The 15498-nt window shown below is 67.5% G+C and carries 17 protein-coding genes; 10 read left to right on the top strand and 7 right to left on the bottom strand.

What is annotated here, in order from left to right; genetic code table 11:
• Nucleotides 1-80 precede the first annotated feature (80 nt).
• Nucleotides 81-1082, bottom strand: a complete 1002-nt coding sequence (locus EYE42_RS09380; protein WP_130991070.1) for a polyprenyl synthetase family protein — start codon at nucleotides 1080-1082, stop codon at nucleotides 81-83.
• Nucleotides 1083-1157: 75 nt separating this feature from the next.
• Between EYE42_RS09380 and EYE42_RS09375 the strand changes: the two genes are divergently transcribed.
• From EYE42_RS09375 to EYE42_RS09365, 3 genes are read left to right on the top strand one after another with little or no spacing between them, the layout of a single operon-like run.
• Nucleotides 1158-1367, top strand: a complete 210-nt coding sequence (locus EYE42_RS09375; RefSeq protein ID WP_130991069.1) for a putative signal transducing protein — start codon at nucleotides 1158-1160, stop codon at nucleotides 1365-1367.
• Entirely contained in the window at nucleotides 1360-2118 is a 759-nt protein-coding gene (locus EYE42_RS09370) for a tRNA1(Val) (adenine(37)-N6)-methyltransferase (protein WP_130991068.1), read from the top strand. The genes EYE42_RS09375 and EYE42_RS09370 overlap by 8 nt, the downstream gene beginning before the upstream one ends.
• Before the next feature lie 60 nt (nucleotides 2119-2178).
• A complete protein-coding gene (locus EYE42_RS09365) occupies nucleotides 2179-2343 on the top strand; it encodes a YdcH family protein (protein WP_130991067.1) in 165 nt (54 codons plus the stop codon).
• Between the two features lie 70 nt (nucleotides 2344-2413).
• Here the strand turns inward: EYE42_RS09365 and phbB are convergent, their stop codons facing one another.
• From phbB to EYE42_RS09345, 4 genes are all read right to left on the bottom strand, one after another.
• The gene (gene phbB / locus EYE42_RS09360; RefSeq protein ID WP_130991066.1) at nucleotides 2414-3139 is read right to left on the bottom strand and encodes an acetoacetyl-CoA reductase; all 726 of its coding nucleotides are present in this window, start codon (nucleotides 3137-3139) and stop codon (nucleotides 2414-2416) included.
• A gap of 43 nt (nucleotides 3140-3182) precedes the next feature.
• Nucleotides 3183-4355, bottom strand: a complete 1173-nt coding sequence (locus EYE42_RS09355; protein WP_130991065.1) for an acetyl-CoA C-acetyltransferase — start codon at nucleotides 4353-4355, stop codon at nucleotides 3183-3185.
• 107 nt (nucleotides 4356-4462) lie between these two features.
• A complete protein-coding gene (locus EYE42_RS09350; protein WP_130991064.1) occupies nucleotides 4463-5293 on the bottom strand; it encodes an EAL domain-containing protein in 831 nt (276 codons plus the stop codon).
• 94 nt (nucleotides 5294-5387) lie between these two features.
• On the bottom strand, nucleotides 5388-5939 hold the full coding sequence (locus EYE42_RS09345) for a TlpA disulfide reductase family protein (protein WP_425466563.1): 552 nt from the start codon (nucleotides 5937-5939) through the stop codon (nucleotides 5388-5390).
• A gap of 22 nt (nucleotides 5940-5961) precedes the next feature.
• Between EYE42_RS09345 and argH the strand changes: the two genes are divergently transcribed.
• Genes argH through EYE42_RS09330 form a run of 4 tightly spaced genes read left to right on the top strand, consistent with a single transcriptional unit; the run spans nucleotide 5962 to nucleotide 11314 of the window.
• Nucleotides 5962-7365, top strand: coding sequence for an argininosuccinate lyase (gene argH / locus EYE42_RS09340; RefSeq protein ID WP_130991062.1), 1404 nt, complete (start codon nucleotides 5962-5964; stop codon nucleotides 7363-7365).
• Nucleotides 7362-7514: a hypothetical protein gene (locus EYE42_RS15985; protein ID WP_165455753.1), complete on the top strand. Its 153-nt coding sequence runs from the start codon at nucleotides 7362-7364 to the stop codon at nucleotides 7512-7514. The genes argH and EYE42_RS15985 overlap by 4 nt, the downstream gene beginning before the upstream one ends.
• Entirely contained in the window at nucleotides 7515-8780 is a 1266-nt protein-coding gene (lysA, locus tag EYE42_RS09335) for a diaminopimelate decarboxylase (RefSeq protein WP_130991061.1), read from the top strand.
• 59 nt (nucleotides 8781-8839) lie between these two features.
• Complete coding sequence (locus EYE42_RS09330) at nucleotides 8840-11314, top strand: DUF4175 domain-containing protein (protein ID WP_342772707.1); 2475 nt, start codon at nucleotides 8840-8842, stop codon at nucleotides 11312-11314.
• On the opposite strand, the gene EYE42_RS09325 is transcribed toward EYE42_RS09330, so the two are convergent.
• Nucleotides 11315-12049: a zinc-ribbon domain-containing protein gene (locus EYE42_RS09325; RefSeq protein ID WP_165455752.1), complete on the bottom strand. Its 735-nt coding sequence runs from the start codon at nucleotides 12047-12049 to the stop codon at nucleotides 11315-11317.
• A gap of 92 nt (nucleotides 12050-12141) precedes the next feature.
• On the opposite strand from EYE42_RS09325, the gene EYE42_RS09320 reads away from it, so the two are divergent.
• Genes EYE42_RS09320 through EYE42_RS09310 form a run of 3 tightly spaced genes read left to right on the top strand, consistent with a single transcriptional unit; the run spans nucleotide 12142 to nucleotide 14524 of the window.
• A complete protein-coding gene (locus tag EYE42_RS09320) occupies nucleotides 12142-12816 on the top strand; it encodes a cell division ATP-binding protein FtsE (RefSeq protein WP_130991058.1) in 675 nt (224 codons plus the stop codon).
• A complete protein-coding gene (locus EYE42_RS09315; protein ID WP_130991057.1) occupies nucleotides 12813-13739 on the top strand; it encodes a cell division protein FtsX in 927 nt (308 codons plus the stop codon). The genes EYE42_RS09320 and EYE42_RS09315 overlap by 4 nt, the downstream gene beginning before the upstream one ends.
• On the top strand, nucleotides 13736-14524 hold the full coding sequence (locus EYE42_RS09310) for a lysophospholipid acyltransferase family protein (RefSeq protein WP_130991056.1): 789 nt from the start codon (nucleotides 13736-13738) through the stop codon (nucleotides 14522-14524). The genes EYE42_RS09315 and EYE42_RS09310 overlap by 4 nt, the downstream gene beginning before the upstream one ends.
• A 6-nt stretch (nucleotides 14525-14530) precedes the next feature.
• Here the strand turns inward: EYE42_RS09310 and EYE42_RS09305 are convergent, their stop codons facing one another.
• The gene (locus EYE42_RS09305; RefSeq protein ID WP_130991055.1) at nucleotides 14531-15493 is read right to left on the bottom strand and encodes an acetyl-CoA carboxylase carboxyltransferase subunit alpha; all 963 of its coding nucleotides are present in this window, start codon (nucleotides 15491-15493) and stop codon (nucleotides 14531-14533) included.
• Nucleotides 15494-15498: the final 5 nt, after the last annotated feature.

Here is a 15498-nt window from a genome sequence, read left to right as displayed (position 1 = left end):
TTGCCGATGCCCTCATGACGTGCATGGCACAAGCCAAAAGCGCTAGGGCGATCGTGGAAGCAGCGGTGTTATGGCCGGAATCAGGCCACGCGGCTGACCATGAAATCGGCCATGTCCGACAGCATGTCCCGGATCGGATGCGGCGGCAGCCCGGTCAGCGCCGCCTTGGCCTTGGCCGACCAGCCCAGGGCATCGGCGCGCGCCGCCTGCATCGCGCCGTGGCGGGACAGGATCGACAGCGCCCGTTCCAGATCGCCTTCGCGCTGATCGCCCGATTCGATGACCCGCGACCAGAAGGCGCGTTCCTCGGGGGTGGCCCGGGCAACCGCCTTGATGACCGGCAAGGTCAGCTTGCGTTCGCGGAAGTCGTCGCCGACGTTCTTGCCGATCGTTTCGGTCGCGCCGCCGTAATCCAGCAGGTCGTCAACGATCTGAAAGCTGATCCCCAGCGCATCGCCATAATCGAACAGGGCCTGCACCTGTTCGGGGTCCGCATGTGCGATGACGCCGCCCACCTCGGTCGCGGCGGAAAACAGCGCGGCGGTCTTGCCGCGCACGACCTTGAGATAAACCGCTTCGTCCGTGCGCAGATCCTGCGCGGCCGTCAGTTGCAGCACCTCGCCCTCGGCAATGGTGGCGGCCGCGTTGGACAGGATCTCCAGCGTGCGCAGATTGCCCGGCTCTACCATCAACTGAAAGCTGCGGGCGAACAGGTAATCGCCCACCAGCACGCTGGACTTGTTGTCCCAAAGCAGGTTTGCCGTAGGCCGCCCGCGCCGCTGACGACTTTCATCCACCACGTCGTCGTGCAGCAGCGTCGCGGTATGGATGAATTCCACCGTTGCGGCCAGATGGATGTGGTAGGGGCCTTCGTATCCCATGATCCGCGCGGCAGCCAGCGTCAGCATCGGTCGCAGCCGCTTGCCCCCGGCCTCGATCAGATGGGCCGTCACCTCGGGAATGCGGGGGGCGTGTTCGCTGGTCATGCGGTCGCGGATCAGAGCATTCACAGCCGCCATGTCGGCGCCCAGTGCCTCGGACAGACGGTCCAGCGGTTTCTGCACGTTTTCCTGCACACCCATGGCCATAACCCCATTGCCGCGCCCGTCCTTGCCACGCCCTCGACATTTGCGCAACCGCCGCCTAGCGTCGTGCCCATGAAAGAGCTTTTCCGCAGCAACGATCCCGTCCGCATGTCCCGCGCCCTGAGCCTGCTTGAGGACGAAGGGATCGTGGCCTTTCAGATGGACCAGCACATGAGCGTTCTGGAAGGGTCTCTGGGCATCCTGCCGCAGCGGCTGATGGTCGCGGATCGGGACGAATTCATGGCCCGCGCCATCCTGCGGGATGCGGGCCTGGATGAATGACCCGACCTGCGACGGCTTTCTGGACGGCCGTCTGCGCATCCTGCAACCGAAACACGGTTTCCGGTCGGGTGCCGATGCGGTGATGCTGGCGGCGGCCTGCCCGGCGCGGATGGACCAGGCGGTGCTGGAACTGGGCTGCGGGGCCGGGGTGGCCAGCCTGTGCCTGGGATGGCGGGTGCCGGGCCTGCGGCTGGTCGGGCTGGAACGGCAGCCCGATTACGCGGACTTGGCGCGGCAGAACGCTGCCGGAAACGGTATCGCGCTGGAGGTGCTGACCGGCGATCTGGCCCGGCCTCCCCTGGGATTGCGCGCCCGGACCTTTGACCATGTCATCGCAAACCCGCCGTATTTCCTGGGGGGAACCCCCGCCCCCGACAAGGGCAGGGCCGGTGCCCGGCGCGAAGATACCCCCCTGTCCGCCTGGATCGACGCTGGCCTGCGCCGATTGCGTCCCGGCGGCATCCTGACGCTGATCCAGCGGGCCGACCGTCTGGACGCGATCCTGGCCGGGCTTGCGGGCCGCGCCGGGGCCACCGTTATCCTGCCCGTCGCCGGGCGGGCAGGACAGCCGGCGGGCCGGGTGATTTTGCGTGCACAAAAGGGCGCACGCGGGCCGCTGCGCCTGCTGGCGCCTTTCGTGATGCATCAGGCGCCCGCCCATCCGGGGGACCGCGAGGATCTGACCCCGACCGCGCGGGCGGTTCTGCGCGACGGTTCGCCACTGGCATCGATGTTATCGAATCCCGCGTGACAGAATCATGAAGCTGTGCTGCAATCGCCTTGTTCGATTCAACCTATACAGGAGGACGCGATGTCGGTTGCTTCCCATGTCGAAGAACTGCGAAAGAAACACCAGGTGCTGTCCGAGGCCGTTGAAAAGGAACAAAGAAGCCCGGGTGCCAGCGATTTGCAGATCAAGGCCATGAAGCGCGAGAAACTTCGTTTGAAGGAAGAAATCTCCCGACTGTCCCATTGACCGTCTTGTCTGACGGAACCACAGACGGCCCGCGCAGATTGCGCGGGCCGCATCGTTTCAGCCGGGCCGATCAGACGAAATACTGTCCGCCATTGGCGCTGATGGTGGACCCGGTGATGAAGCCTGCGTCGTCGGAGGCAAGGAACACCACGGCCCGCGCGATTTCCTCGGGTTCGCCCAGGCGGCCTACCGGAATCTGGGGGATGATGCGGTCGGCCAGCACCTTTTCGTCGATGGCCTTGACCATCTCGGTCGCAATATAGCCGGGACAGATGGCGTTGACGGTGATGCCCGCCCGCGCGCCCTCTTGCGCCAGGGCCTTGGTGAATCCCAGATCGCCCGCCTTGGCCGCCGAATAGTTGGCCTGACCCGCCTGGCCCTTTTGCCCGTTGATGGAACTGATGTTGATGATGCGGCCGAACTTGCGGTCGCGCATCCCCGACCAGACCGGATGGGTCATGTTGAAAAGCCCGGTCAGGTTGGTGTCGATGACCTCCTTCCATTGCTGGGGGGTCATCTTGTGGAACATCGCGTCGCGGGTGATGCCGGCATTGTTGACTAGGATCGCGATCGGGCCGACCTCGTCCTCGATCTGCCGGATGCCGGCGGCGCAGGCGTCATAATCGGCCACCGACCACTTGTAGGTCTTGATCCCGGTTTCGGCAGTGAACGCCTTGGCGGCGTCGTCGTTGCCGGCATAGGTGGCCACGACCGTGTGGCCCGCGTGTTGCAAGGCCTTGGAAATGGCCGCTCCAATGCCGCGCGAGCCTCCGGTCACGAGTGCTACCTTTGACATGAATCCCTCCTCCTGTGAAAATGTTGCAGTCCCCGTCGGGCCGTCAGCGTTCCAGGCACAGGGCGACGCCCATGCCGCCGCCGATGCACAGCGTGGCCAGACCCTTCTTGGCATCACGGCGCTTCATCTCGAACAAAAGCGTGTTCAGCACCCGCGCGCCCGACGCGCCGATCGGATGGCCGATGGCGATGGCCCCGCCGTTCACGTTGACGATCTCGGGGTTCCAGCCCATGTCCTTGTTGACCGCGCAGGCCTGGGCGGCAAACGCCTCGTTCGCCTCGACCAGATCCAGGTCGTCGACCTTCCATCCGGCCTTTTCCAGGGCCTTGCGGCTGGCCGGGATCGGTCCGGTGCCCATGATCGCCGGGTCCAGCCCCGCGGTCGCCCAGGACGCAATGCGCGCCAGCGGCGTCAGGCCGCGCCGGTTCGCCTCGTCCTCGGTCATCACCATCACCGCCGCCGCGCCATCGTTGAGGCCCGATGCGTTGCCGGCCGTGACCGAGCCGTCCTTGGAAAACGCCGGGCGCAGCTTCTGCATGGCCTCGATGGTGGCGCCATGGCGGATGTATTCGTCCTTGTCGACCACCGTGTCGCCCTTGCGGGTCTTGACCGTATAGCCGACGATCTCGTCGTCGAACCGGCCCGCCTTCTGCGCGGCCTCGGCCTTGTTCTGCGAGGCCAGCGCGAATTCGTCCTGCTGGTCGCGGCTGATCTGCCATTTCTGCGCGACGTTCTCGGCCGTGCTGCCCATGTGATAGTTGTTGAAGGCGTCCCACAGCCCGTCGCGGATCATTGTGTCGATGAACTGCATGTCGCCCATCTTCTGGCCCGCGCGCAGATAGGCGGCGTGGGTGGACATGGACATGCTTTCCTGCCCGCCCGCCAACACCACCCGGGCATCCCCCATCATCACCTGCTGGGCGGCCAGAGCCACCGCGCGCAGCCCCGACCCGCACACCTGGTTCAGCAGCCAGGCCGAGGATTCCTGCGGCAGACCGGCCTTGATGTGCGCCTGGCGGGCCGGGTTCTGGCCTTGCGCTGCGGTCAGCACCTGTCCCAGGATCGTTTCGTCCACCTCGGCCGGGTCGATGCCCGCACGCGACACCACCTCCTGCAGAACCACGGCGCCCAGATCATGGGCAGGAACCCCGGCAAACGATCCCAGAAAACTGCCGACCGCAGTGCGGGCAGCAGAAACAATTACAGCAGTGGTCATGAGGGGCTCCTTCCCTTGAAAGCCGGATGGCTGTCGAATCGGGAACAGGATGCGCCTTCATGCCGGCGCGTCAAGCAGATCGCCCGAAGGACGGGCAGGCCCTTCCTTCAGCGCAGAGCGATGGAGGGGGGTGTCTTCCAGGGCGGCGCGATCGTCGGAGCCCCGAAATAATAGCCTTGCAGGCAGTCGATGCCGTTGCTGATCAGAAAGCTGGCATCGTCGGCGGTTTCCACCATCTCGGCCACGGTAAACATGTCGAAGTGCTGGGCAATGGACATCAGCGCCTGGGTCAGCACCTGGTTGTCGGGATGGGTCGAGATTTCGCGGATGAACTGTCCGTCGATCTTGATCATGTCGAAGCAGAAGTCCCGAAGATAGCGGAAGGATGTGTAACCGGCCCCGAAATCGTCCAGTGCCAGGCTGATGCCATAGCGCTGCACCTCGCGCATGAAGGTCTTGACCTCATCTGGCAGGCCCATGGCCGAGCTTTCGGTGATTTCGAGAATCAGCCGTTCGGCGGCCTGCGGGTCTTCGGCCACCCCGTTCCGCAGAATCCCCATCCATTCGGGATAGCCGATGGACCGTGCCGACATGTTCACCGACAGCCGCAGCGACGGATCTTCGGCCAGGGCCTTCATGCCCAGCGACAGGGACAGGCAGTCGATCTGGCGGCCCAGTTCGGTGGTTTCTGCCACCGGCATGAAGTCGCGCAAGGGCACCATGCGGCCCGAATCGTCCATGATTCGGATCAGCCCCTCGTAAAAGGCGGGGCGGTCGGTCCGCTGAGCCTGCACCACCGGCTGGAACGCCAGCAGTCCGTTGCCCTTTTCCACCGCCAGCCGAACCGCCGGCAGCGTCAGCCGGCTTTGCTGATCCATCGCATAGTCCAGCGGAGAGCCCTTGGCGGGCGGGTTCGCGTCGGTCACGTCTGCCCTCATCAACAATCATTCCGTGCATGGTTATGCGGATGATCGCTTAATTTGCCGTAAAGGGGCAGGCATTTTTGGGGAAAGGGTTAATCGCGCCGGGGGCTTATTCTGTCGCCGCCAGCTGCTCGATCACCTGTCGGGCGGGTTCGGACGCCCAGTCGGCCTCGCCCAGAAGACGCGCGATCTCGTTGCCTTCCCGGTCGATCAGCACGGTGACAGGCAGGCCCACCACGCCCATGGCTCGTGACAGCTTCTGCCGCGGGTCCAGCAGGACAGGCAGGTTCTGCAGGCCGGTTTCGGCATAGAAGCGGTCGATCTGCTCGGGCGCGTTGCGGCCGGTGGCGACGGCCAGGACCACGAAATCATCGCCCCCCATGTCTGCCTGCAACCGGTCGAGCGAGGGCATCTCCTCGCGGCAGGGGGCGCACCAGGTGGCCCAGAAATTCAGCAGCACGACCTTGCCCCGATAATCCTCCAGACGGTGCGTGCCGCCCTCGGGGTCGGTGAATTCGACATCGGGAACGGGCCGGGGCGATTCGGCCGGCACCAGCTTGACCATCCCCGCGTCGCGGGCGGCCTGCCAGTCCACCGGACCGGCCAAGGCGGCGTTTGCACCGAAAAGCAGGGCCGTATAAAGCAGGGCGGAACGCAGCACGTGACCTCCGAAGGACGCAGTAATGACCGACCGGCCGCAACGGGATGCCGCCAACAGCATGTGGGGCGGGCGCTTTGCCGCAGGTCCCGACGCGATCATGGAGGCGATCAACGCCTCGATCGGCTTCGACCGGCGGCTCTACGCCCAGGACATCCGGGGCAGCCGGGCCCATGCGGCGATGCTGGCCGCGACAGGCATCATCAGCACTAACGATGCCGAGGCGATCAGGGAAGGGCTGCTCACCGTCTTGTCAGAGATCGAGACGGGCGATTTCCCCTTCCGCACCGACCTGGAAGACATCCACATGAATGTCGAGGCCCGGCTGAAGGAGATCATCGGCGAACCGGCGGGCCGCCTGCACACGGGCCGGTCCCGGAACGACCAGGTGGCGACGGACTTTCGTCTGTGGGTGCGCGACCAGTGCGACACGACGATCGACGCGCTTACTGCCTTGATCCGCGCGGCGCTGGCGCAGGCCGAGGCGGGGGCCGATTGGGTCATGCCCGGTTTCACCCACCTGCAGACCGCCCAGCCGGTGACCTGGGGTCATCACATGATGGCCTATGTCGAGATGTTCGGCCGCGACCTGTCGCGGTTCCGGGACGCCCGCCGCCGGATGAACGAATCGCCCTTGGGGGCGGCTGCGCTGGCGGGCACCGGTTATCCCATCGACCGCGAGATGACGGCGCGCGATCTGGGTTTCGACCGGCCGATGGCCAACAGCCTCGATGCGGTCAGCGACCGGGACTTTGCGCTGGAATATCTTTCCGCCGCCAGCATCTGCGCCGTCCACCTGTCGCGGCTGGCGGAAGAACTGGTGATCTGGTCCTCGGCCCAGTTCCGCTTTGTGTCGATGTCGGACAAGTGGTCCACCGGATCCTCGATCATGCCGCAGAAGCGCAATCCCGATGCGGCGGAATTGATCCGCGCCAAGATCGGCCGCATTTTGGGGGCCACGGTCGCGCTGTTCACGGTGATGAAGGGCCTGCCGCTGGCCTATTCCAAGGACATGCAGGAGGACAAGGAACAGGTGTTCGACGCCGCAGACCACCTGATGCTGGCCTTGGCCGCGATGGCCGGGATGCTGTCCGACCTGACCGCCAACCGCGACCGGATGGAGGCCGCGGCCTCGGCCGGGTTTTCGACCGCCACCGACCTGGCGGACTGGCTGGTGCGCGAACTGGGACTGCCGTTCCGCGATGCCCATCATGTGACAGGGTCGCTGGTGGCGCTGGCCGAGGGCAAGGGATGCGACCTGCCCGACCTGACGCTGGCCGACATGCAGGCGGTTCACGGGGGGATAACAGAGGCGGTCTTTGGCGTGCTGGGCGTTCACAATTCGGTCGCATCGCGGCAAAGCCAGGGCGGCACGGCGCCGGATCAGGTGCGCGCGCAGATCAATCGCTGGAAGGAGAATCTGGCATGAAATGGATCACGATCCTGGTGGTGACGGGGCTGGCAGGCTGCGGCGTCGATGGCCCGCCAGAGCGGCCTGTCCCGGCACCCCGGACGGCGGCGCAGTCCAACGTCTCGATTTCCGGCCACGCCACGATGGGCGTGATCACGGAGCTGTAGGTGGATCACTTCAACTACCATCGGGGCGAGCTCTGCGCCGAGGATGTGCCCCTGACGCGCATCGCGGCCCAGGTCGGAACGCCGGTCTATGTCTATTCCGCCGCTACCCTGACACGGCATTTCGGGCTGTTCCGGCAGGCGCTGGCCTGGACGGACCATCTGGTCTGCTTCGCCGTCAAGTCGAACAGCAACCTTGCGGTGCTGAAGCTGCTGGGGGATCTGGGCGCGGGCATGGATGTGGTGTCGGGCGGCGAATACGCGCGGGCGCGGGCCGCGGGCGTGCCGGGCGACCGGATCGTGTTTTCCGGCGTGGGCAAGACGGTGGCGGAAATGCGCATGGCCATCGAGGGCGGCATCCGTCAGGTCAACCTGGAATCCGAACCCGAGATGCGGGCGCTGTCGGCGCTGGCCGCCAGCATGGGGGCGGTGGTGCCGGTGGCGGTGCGGGTAAACCCCGATGTGGACGCCAGGACACACGAGAAGATCGCCACCGGAAAGTCCGAGAACAAGTTCGGCATTCCCATCGCCCGCGCGGCCGAGGTCTATGCCGAGGCGGCGGCACTGCCGGGTTTGCAGGTGGTGGGCATCGATGTGCATATCGGCAGCCAGTTGACCGACCTGGAGCCGTTTCGGGCGGCCTATGCCAAGGTGGCCGACCTGACCCGAACGCTGCGCGCCGACGGTCATGCGATCTCGCGGCTGGACCTGGGCGGGGGCCTGGGCATTCCCTATCGCCGCGACAACAACGCCCCGCCCCTGCCCATCGAATACGGCCAGGTCATCCGCGAGACGGTCGGTGATCTGGGCTGCGAGATCGAGATCGAGCCGGGCCGAAACATCGTCGGCAACGCGGGCGTCTTGCTGTCGCAGGTGATCTATGTGAAGCAGGGCGAGGGGCGCGATTTCCTGATCGTGGACGCCGCCATGAACGACCTGGCGCGTCCGGCGATGTATGGCGCCCACCACGACATCGTGCCGGTGGCCGAACCGGCGGTGGGCGCGCCGGTGCGGCCCTTCGACGTGGTCGGCCCGGTCTGCGAATCGGGCGACACCTTTCAGAAGGGGGCCGAACTGCCGCAAATGGCGGCAGGCGACCTGATCGCCTTCCGTTCGGCGGGGGCATACGGCGCGGTGATGGCTTCGGAATACAATTCCCGGCCGCTGGTGCCCGAGGTCCTGGTCAGCGGCGATCACTTCGCCGTCATCCGGGCAAGGCCGACGTTTGAGGAAATGCTGGCGCGCGATAGCATCCCGGAATGGCTTTGACCCGGCATCATGATACGACGTCGCAGCCGGGGGCTTCGGACCCCGGGACGGCTGAGGGTATTTTTCTGACGAGGAAGGGTCCTGTCGCCCGCGCCCTGCGCCTGACGCGCTGGGGCATGATATGGGAACAGGCAGCGCGTGCCTTCTGGCCGCTGGCCACCGTTCTGGCGCTGGCCCTTGCGGCGCTGGCGCTGGGCGTCGTGGCCGCGGTGCCGGGGCCGGTGCTGCCATGGCTGGCGGGGGCGGTGCTGCTGGGGCTGATCTGGTCGGCGATCCGGGGGGGCATCCGGTTTCGGCGTATCCGCATGGCCGACGCGCTGGACCGGCTGGACCGCACCCTGCCGGGGCGGCCGCTGGCGGCATTGTCCGACCGCGCGGCCCTGGGCGGCGAGGGTGCCTTGTGGCGGGCCCATATGGCGCAGATGCAGGCCCGGACTGTCGGCGCGCGGGCGGTTCGGCCCGATGCCGGGCTGGCGCGCCGCGACCCCTTTGCCCTGCGGCTGGCGGGTCTGGTGGCGCTTGTGACGGCGCTGATCTTTGGCGGCGCGGCCCAGATGGGGCAGGGGGTCGAGGCGCTGGCCGCGACCATGGGCCGACCGGGCGTGTCCGGGGCCGTGCCCACCGGGCCCGGCTGGGAAGGCTGGGCCGAGCCCCCCGCCTATACCCGGCGTCCGACGATCTATCTCAATGCCCTGGCCGAAGGGCAGGCGCTTGAACTGCCCAAGGGCAGCGAGGTCACCTTCCGCCTGTATGGCGCGGGTGCCGAGGTCGTTCAGGACATCGGTCCCGCCTTGGCTGATGATCCCCAGGCACCGGGATTTCGCGCCGAACAGTCCGGCACCATCGAGGTGTCCGGGCGACGCTTCGACGTGGCGGTGCTGCCCGACAATGCGCCCCTGATCCGCGCCGGCGCCGCGCCGGTGCGGCGGGCCGATGGCCGCATGGTTCAGGATTTCGAGGCCGAGGACGATCATGGCGTTGCCTCGGCCCAGGCTGTCATCGCGCTGGATCTGGCGGCGGTCGATCGCCGCTTTGGCCTGTCCATCGACCCCGAGCCGCGCGAGCCGGTGGCCCTGACCCTGCCCCTGCCGCGCGGGGACCGCCGGCAGGTTGCGGGCCAGTTGACCGAGGATCTGTCGCGCCATCCTTGGGCCAACCTGCCGGTCAGCCTGTCCCTGCGCGCCATCGACGGGATCGAGCAGGTGGGCGACGCCCAGCCGATGCACACCGTTCTGCCGGGGCGGCGGTTTTTCAACCCTCTGGCGGCCGCGCTGATCGAGTTGCGCCGCGACCTGCTGTGGTCCCGCGACAATGCCGGCCGCAGCGCCGAGATCCTGCGCGCCGTCACCTGGCGCCCGGACGGCTTCGTGGCCCAGCCCCTGTATGCCGACCTGCGCGGCGCGGTCGATCTGCTGGAGGGCGAACGGCTGAGCGATCAGGCCCGCGACGATCTGGCCGAGGCCCTGTGGCAGGCGGCGGTCCAGCTTGAAGATGGCGGGCTGTCCGACGCGTTGGAGCGGATGCGCCAGGCCCAGCAGAAACTGTCCGAGGCGATCCGCAACGGCGCCAGCCCCGACGAGATCCAGCGCCTGATGGACGAACTGAAGGCCGCGACGGATGCCTATACCGAGATGCTGGCCCAACAGCAGGCGCAGCAGGATCCGTCCGAGCGATTCACCGGCGATCAAGAGGGCCAGCAGATCACCGGCGATCAGATCCAGCAGATGATGGACGAGATCCAGCGCCTGATGAACGAGGGCCGCATGGCCGAGGCTCAGGAACTGCTGGAACAGTTCAACCGGATGATGGAGAATCTTCAGGTCCAGCAGGGCCAGGCGGGCGAGGGCCAACAGGGCAGCAGCGGCAACCAGCCGATGAACCGGCTGGCCGAAACGCTGCGCGAGCAGCAGCGCCTTTCCGACGAATCGTTCCAGGACATGCAGGACCAGTTCGGGCAGGGCCAGTCGGGCCAGCCGTCGCCGAACGCCCCGGGACTGGCCGACCGCCAGCAGCAGTTGCGCGAGGAACTGGGCCAGCAGCAGGGGTTGCTGCCTGGCCAGGGCTCGCCCGGCGGCGACGAGGCACGGCGCCAACTGGACGAGGCGGGCCGCGCCATGGACGAGGCCGAGCAGGCCCTGCGCGACGGCGATACCGGCGGCGCCCTGCAGCGTCAGGCCGATGCCATCGAGTCGATGCGCGAAGGAATGCGCGCCCTGGGCGACATGCTGAACCAGCAGCAGGCCCAGCAGGGCCAACAGGGTCAGCAGCCCGGTCAGGAAGGCCAGCAGCCGGGCGCAGGCGACCGCGCGGGCGCTGCGGGGGAAACCTATGACCAGCGCCCGGCGCTGGACCCCCTGGGGCGTCAGCGCGACGGCAACGGCAATGTCATCGCCGGGGGCGATCCGCTGGCCGAAGGCATCGATCCTGCCCGCCGTGCCCGCGACCTGCTGGACGAGATCCGCCGCCGCAGCGGCCAGATCGACCGCCCGCAGGACGAGCGCGACTATCTGGGCCGTTTGCTGGAACGGTTCTGATCAGCGCACCAGCATGTCCGCACGATCCTGAAGCCACAGACGAACCCCGTCCGCCTGGGCGCGGGCCTGATCCAGAACCTCGCCCAGGGTGCCCTGATCCGTAAGCGCCGGGGTCATCGCATAAAGAACGACGCCGGTGACCGCCAGCATGACGGCAAAGACGAATCCCGCCGCATAGCGGCCTGGGCCTGGCCTGCCGGCGGTTTCCACGTCTCGTGGCGGGTCTGCCGGACGGACCAACGGCATCTGCCTGACGTTGGGTCTGGCGGCCTCGGCCGGGGCCGCAGCTGGTACGTCCGGCGCAGGTTCGGCCGGGGCGGGGGTATCGCCCCCGTGCGGCGACGGGCGGGGGTCGATGTGGCGGGTGATGGTCGTGGCGGGCCAGTCGGGGTCCGCCGGGCTGCGGGCCGTGTCCGGCGCGGGCCCCTGGGCTTCGGCACTGGCAGACATCGCCGTTTCCGCCGCCCTGGCGCGGCGTTCGTGTTCCACCTCGTCACGAAGGATCTCCAGGACCGAGGGGGGCAGAGAACGGTTCAGCGGCGGGGTCTGGCCGGGCGCGGTCTGGGCCGGAGGCATCATGGCATCGACCAGCGCCAGACGCGTCGTCAGGGGCGTCGCGTGCCAGACATGGCCGCAGCCGCTGCATTCGACCTCGCGCCCCTGGGGGGGGATGGCTGCGTCGGACAGGCGGTATTCCGCGGCGCAACCCGGACAGACCAACCGTATTTCCGCCATGCCGACCCCTCGCATTCGCCTTGTGGCTGTTCTATCAAGCGCAGGCCCGGCTTCCAAGCGGGCCAGGGGACGAATGCAGGAAAGGACAGCGCTTGATCGAGATGGGGGATGTCGGCTTCGGCTATCACGGAGGGCCCGAGCTGCTGTCGAACATGACGCTGAGCCTGCAACCGGGCCTGTTTCATTTCCTGACCGGGCCATCGGGATCGGGCAAGACCACCCTGTTGCGCCTGTGCTATGCGGATCTGCTGCCGACATCCGGGCAGATGACGGCCTTTGGCGACGATGTGCGCCGGTTGACGCGCGACGGCATCGCGGACCTGCGCCGGCGGGTGGGCGTGGTGCATCAGGACACGCAGTTCTTGGACCATCTGCCGGTGGCCGAAAACGTCGCCCTGCCGCTGACCGTGTCGGGCCAGTCCGTGGACATGGAGGCGCTGCGTGACCTTCTGGGCTGGGTAGGCCTGTCCCAGCACGCCCGCGCCCTGCCGCCGTCCCTGTCGGGCGGCGAACGTCAGCGCGCCGCCCTGGCGCGCGCCGTGATCCTGTCGCCCGACCTGATCCTTGCCGACGAACCGACGGGTAACCTGGACTGGGACATGTCGGTGCGGCTGATGCAGTTGCTGATCGAATTGAACAAGTCCGGCAAGACCGTGCTGGTGGCGACCCATGACCTGACCCTGATCCGCGCCGTCAAGGCACAGGTCGCGGCGCGCGTGCTGCGGATCGCGAACGGAACATTGCAACTGGCGGGGGCTGATCTGTGAAACGGACTGAACTGCGGACCCTGAGCCTCCGGTCGCTGTGGCATGGGCTGATGCGCGATGGCGCAGCGGGCGACCGGATCGTGCCGCCCACGGGGTTCACCGCCCAACTGACGCTGTTTTCGGCAGGGGCGATGGCTTTTCTGGCGGTCTTTGCCCTGGCCTTGTCGCTGGCAACCGGGCGATTGGCAGACCGCTGGGCCAGCGAACTGGCCGGTTCAGTCACCGTGCGCGTCAGCGCGCCGGGCGATGAACAGGCAGCCCTGGCCCAGACAACCCTGCGCATTCTGGAAACCACGCCCGGCGCCGGCCAGCCGCGCCTGCTGCCCCCGGACGAGGTGGCCGGTCTTCTGGCGCCCTGGTTCGGGCCCGACATGCCGGTCGATGCGCTGCCGGTGCCCGCGCTGATCGACCTGCCCGTCACGGGACGGGATTTCGACGCGCAGGGCCTGCGCCTGCGGCTCGAGGCCGAGGCGCCGGGCGCGGTGCTGGACGACCATACCGAATGGCGCCGCCCGCTGGTCAGCGCGGCGAACCGGCTGCGGTTGCTGGGGGTGATCTCTCTGGTGCTGATCGCCGCAGCCTCGGCCTCGATGATCACACTGGCAGCCAAGGCAGCCCTGGCGGCGAACGGGCAGGTGATCCGGGTGCTGCGCCTGATCGGGGCCCGCGACATCACCATTGCCACGGCTTTCGTGCGCCGCTTTACCAAGCGCGCGGCCCTGGGGGCGGCGGTGGGCACCCTGTGCGGGATGGCGGGCATCGCCATGCTGCCCCCCATGGATGCCGCAGGCGGGTTCCTGACGGGCCTGGGCTTTCAAGGCTGGGGCTGGCTGGTGCCCCTGCTGATCCCCGTCACCGCCGCCGTTGTCGGCTTTCTGGCGACCCGCTGGGCGGCGCTGAAGATGCTGGGGGCGGTGCGATGACCGGACACAGGGATCGGTCCGTTCCCGGCCCCCTGACAGCCTGGCAATATTTTCAGAACGGGCTTTATTACCTGCATGTGGTGCTGGCGACGCTGGTGCTGGGCCTTGCGGGACTGCCGTCCCTGCTGCGCCATGGGCGGGCGGGGGCGAACCGGGTGGCGACCCGCTGGATCGGCTACATGCTGTGGGCGGCGCGGCTGCATCTGGGCATCGCCTGCGAGGTGCGCGGAACGCCCCCCACGGGCGATTGCATCGTCGCGGCCAAGCATCAGTGCTTTCTGGACATTCTGGTCATTGCCCATGCCGTTCCGCGCCGCGCCTTTATCATGAAGCGCGAGGTGATGCGCGTGCCGATCATGGGCTGGTATGCCTGGAAGGTCGGCTGCATCCCCATCGACCGGACGCGAGGGCGCGACGCCATGCGCGCCATCTCGACCGAGATCAACCGCCGCCTGTCGGGCGACGGGTTGGGTCAGCTTATCATCTATCCCGAAGGGACCCGCACCCTGCCGGGTGAACGCCGTCCCTACAAGCACGGGGTTGGCACCATCCGTGCCGCGACCGATCTGCCGGTGGTGCCGGTCGCGGTCAACACCGGCCTGTTCTGGCCCCGCAAGGGCTGGGGCATCCGGCCGGGCCGCGCCGTGGTGGAGTTCCTGCCCACCATCCCCCCGGGCGTTCCGGCCGAAGGGTTCGTCGCCCGCCTGGAAGCCGAAATCGAGAGCAATTCCGACCGCCTGATGGCCGAGGCGGGGTTCGCCCCGCAGGGGGCTCCCGCAGCCTGACCCGCCTCAGGCGGCCAGGCTTTTCGATCCCATGTCCAGGAATTTCCGGCGCCGGTCGCGGATCAGATCGGCGGGTTTCCGGCCATCCAGTTCGGCCAGCATCGTGGCGATTTCCTCGCCCACGGCCTTGATCGCCGCCGCCGGATCGCGCTGCGCGCCGCCAACGGGCTCGGCGATGATGCGGTCGATGACGCCCAGCCTTTTCAGATCCTGCGCGGTCAGGCGCAGCGCCTCGGCCGCCTCGCGCATCCGTTCGGCGTCCTTCCACAGGATCGAGGCGCATCCTTCGGGCGAAATTACCGAATAGATCGAATGTTCCAGCATGGCGATGCGGTTGGCCGTGGCAAAGGCCACCGCGCCGCCCGATCCGCCCTCGCCGATGATGACGCTGACCAAAGGCACGCCGATATCCAGGCATTTCTGCGTGCAGCGGGCGATGGCCTCGGACTGCCCGCGTTCTTCGGCGCCCTTGCCGGGATAGGCGCCGGGCGTATCGACCAGGGTGATGACCGGCAGGCCGAAGCGATGGGCCAGATCCATCAGCCGGATCGCCTTGCGGTATCCTTCGGGCCGGGCCATGCCGAAATTGTGGTGAATGCGCGTCTTGGTGTCATTGCCCTTTTCGTGTCCGATCACCAGGCAGGGCGCGTCGTTGAACCGCGCCAGCCCGCCCATTACCGCATGGTCGTCGCCAAACGCCCGGTCGCCGGCCAGGGGCGTGTATTCGGTGAACAGCGCCTCGATGTAATCGCGGCAATGCGGGCGGTCGGGATGGCGGGCCACCTGCGTCTTGCGCCATGGGTCCAGCGACCGATAAAGGTCGCGCAGCAGGTCGGCGGACTTGCGGTCCAGGGCCGCCGCCTCTTTTTCCACGTCAACGGCGTTTTCGGATTTGCGTGCCAGGGCGCGAAGCTCCTCGGCCTTGCCTTCGATGTCGGCAAGCGGTTTTTCGAAATCCAGATAGACCATGCGGT

It is taken from the genome of Paracoccus subflavus (assembly GCF_004310345.1).
Taxonomy (GTDB): domain Bacteria; phylum Pseudomonadota; class Alphaproteobacteria; order Rhodobacterales; family Rhodobacteraceae; genus Paracoccus; species Paracoccus subflavus.
The sequence above is the reverse complement of the archived record's forward strand: the minus strand, read 5'-3'. Positions and strand labels throughout refer to the sequence as shown.

Bases quoted from the DNA above. Each gene is read 5' to 3' on its own strand.
- EYE42_RS09305 (WP_130991055.1), bottom strand. From the start codon at position 15,493: ATGGTCTATCTGGATTTCGAAAAACCGCTTGCCGACATCGAAGGCAAG.
- EYE42_RS09350 (WP_130991064.1), bottom strand. From the start codon at position 5,293: ATGAGGGCAGACGTGACCGACGCGAACCCGCCCGCCAAGGGCTCTCCG.
- EYE42_RS09310 (WP_130991056.1), top strand. From the start codon at position 13,736: ATGACCGGACACAGGGATCGGTCCGTTCCCGGCCCCCTGACAGCCTGG.
- EYE42_RS09325 (WP_165455752.1), bottom strand. From the start codon at position 12,049: ATGGCGGAAATACGGTTGGTCTGTCCGGGTTGCGCCGCGGAATACCGC.
- EYE42_RS09375 (WP_130991069.1), top strand. From the start codon at position 1,158: ATGAAAGAGCTTTTCCGCAGCAACGATCCCGTCCGCATGTCCCGCGCC.
- EYE42_RS15985 (WP_165455753.1), top strand. From the start codon at position 7,362: ATGAAATGGATCACGATCCTGGTGGTGACGGGGCTGGCAGGCTGCGGC.
- EYE42_RS09355 (WP_130991065.1), bottom strand. From the start codon at position 4,355: ATGACCACTGCTGTAATTGTTTCTGCTGCCCGCACTGCGGTCGGCAGT.
- EYE42_RS09370 (WP_130991068.1), top strand. From the start codon at position 1,360: ATGAATGACCCGACCTGCGACGGCTTTCTGGACGGCCGTCTGCGCATC.
- argH (WP_130991062.1), top strand. From the start codon at position 5,962: ATGACCGACCGGCCGCAACGGGATGCCGCCAACAGCATGTGGGGCGGG.
- phbB (WP_130991066.1), bottom strand. From the start codon at position 3,139: ATGTCAAAGGTAGCACTCGTGACCGGAGGCTCGCGCGGCATTGGAGCG.
- EYE42_RS09365 (WP_130991067.1), top strand. From the start codon at position 2,179: ATGTCGGTTGCTTCCCATGTCGAAGAACTGCGAAAGAAACACCAGGTG.
- EYE42_RS09380 (WP_130991070.1), bottom strand. From the start codon at position 1,082: ATGGGTGTGCAGGAAAACGTGCAGAAACCGCTGGACCGTCTGTCCGAG.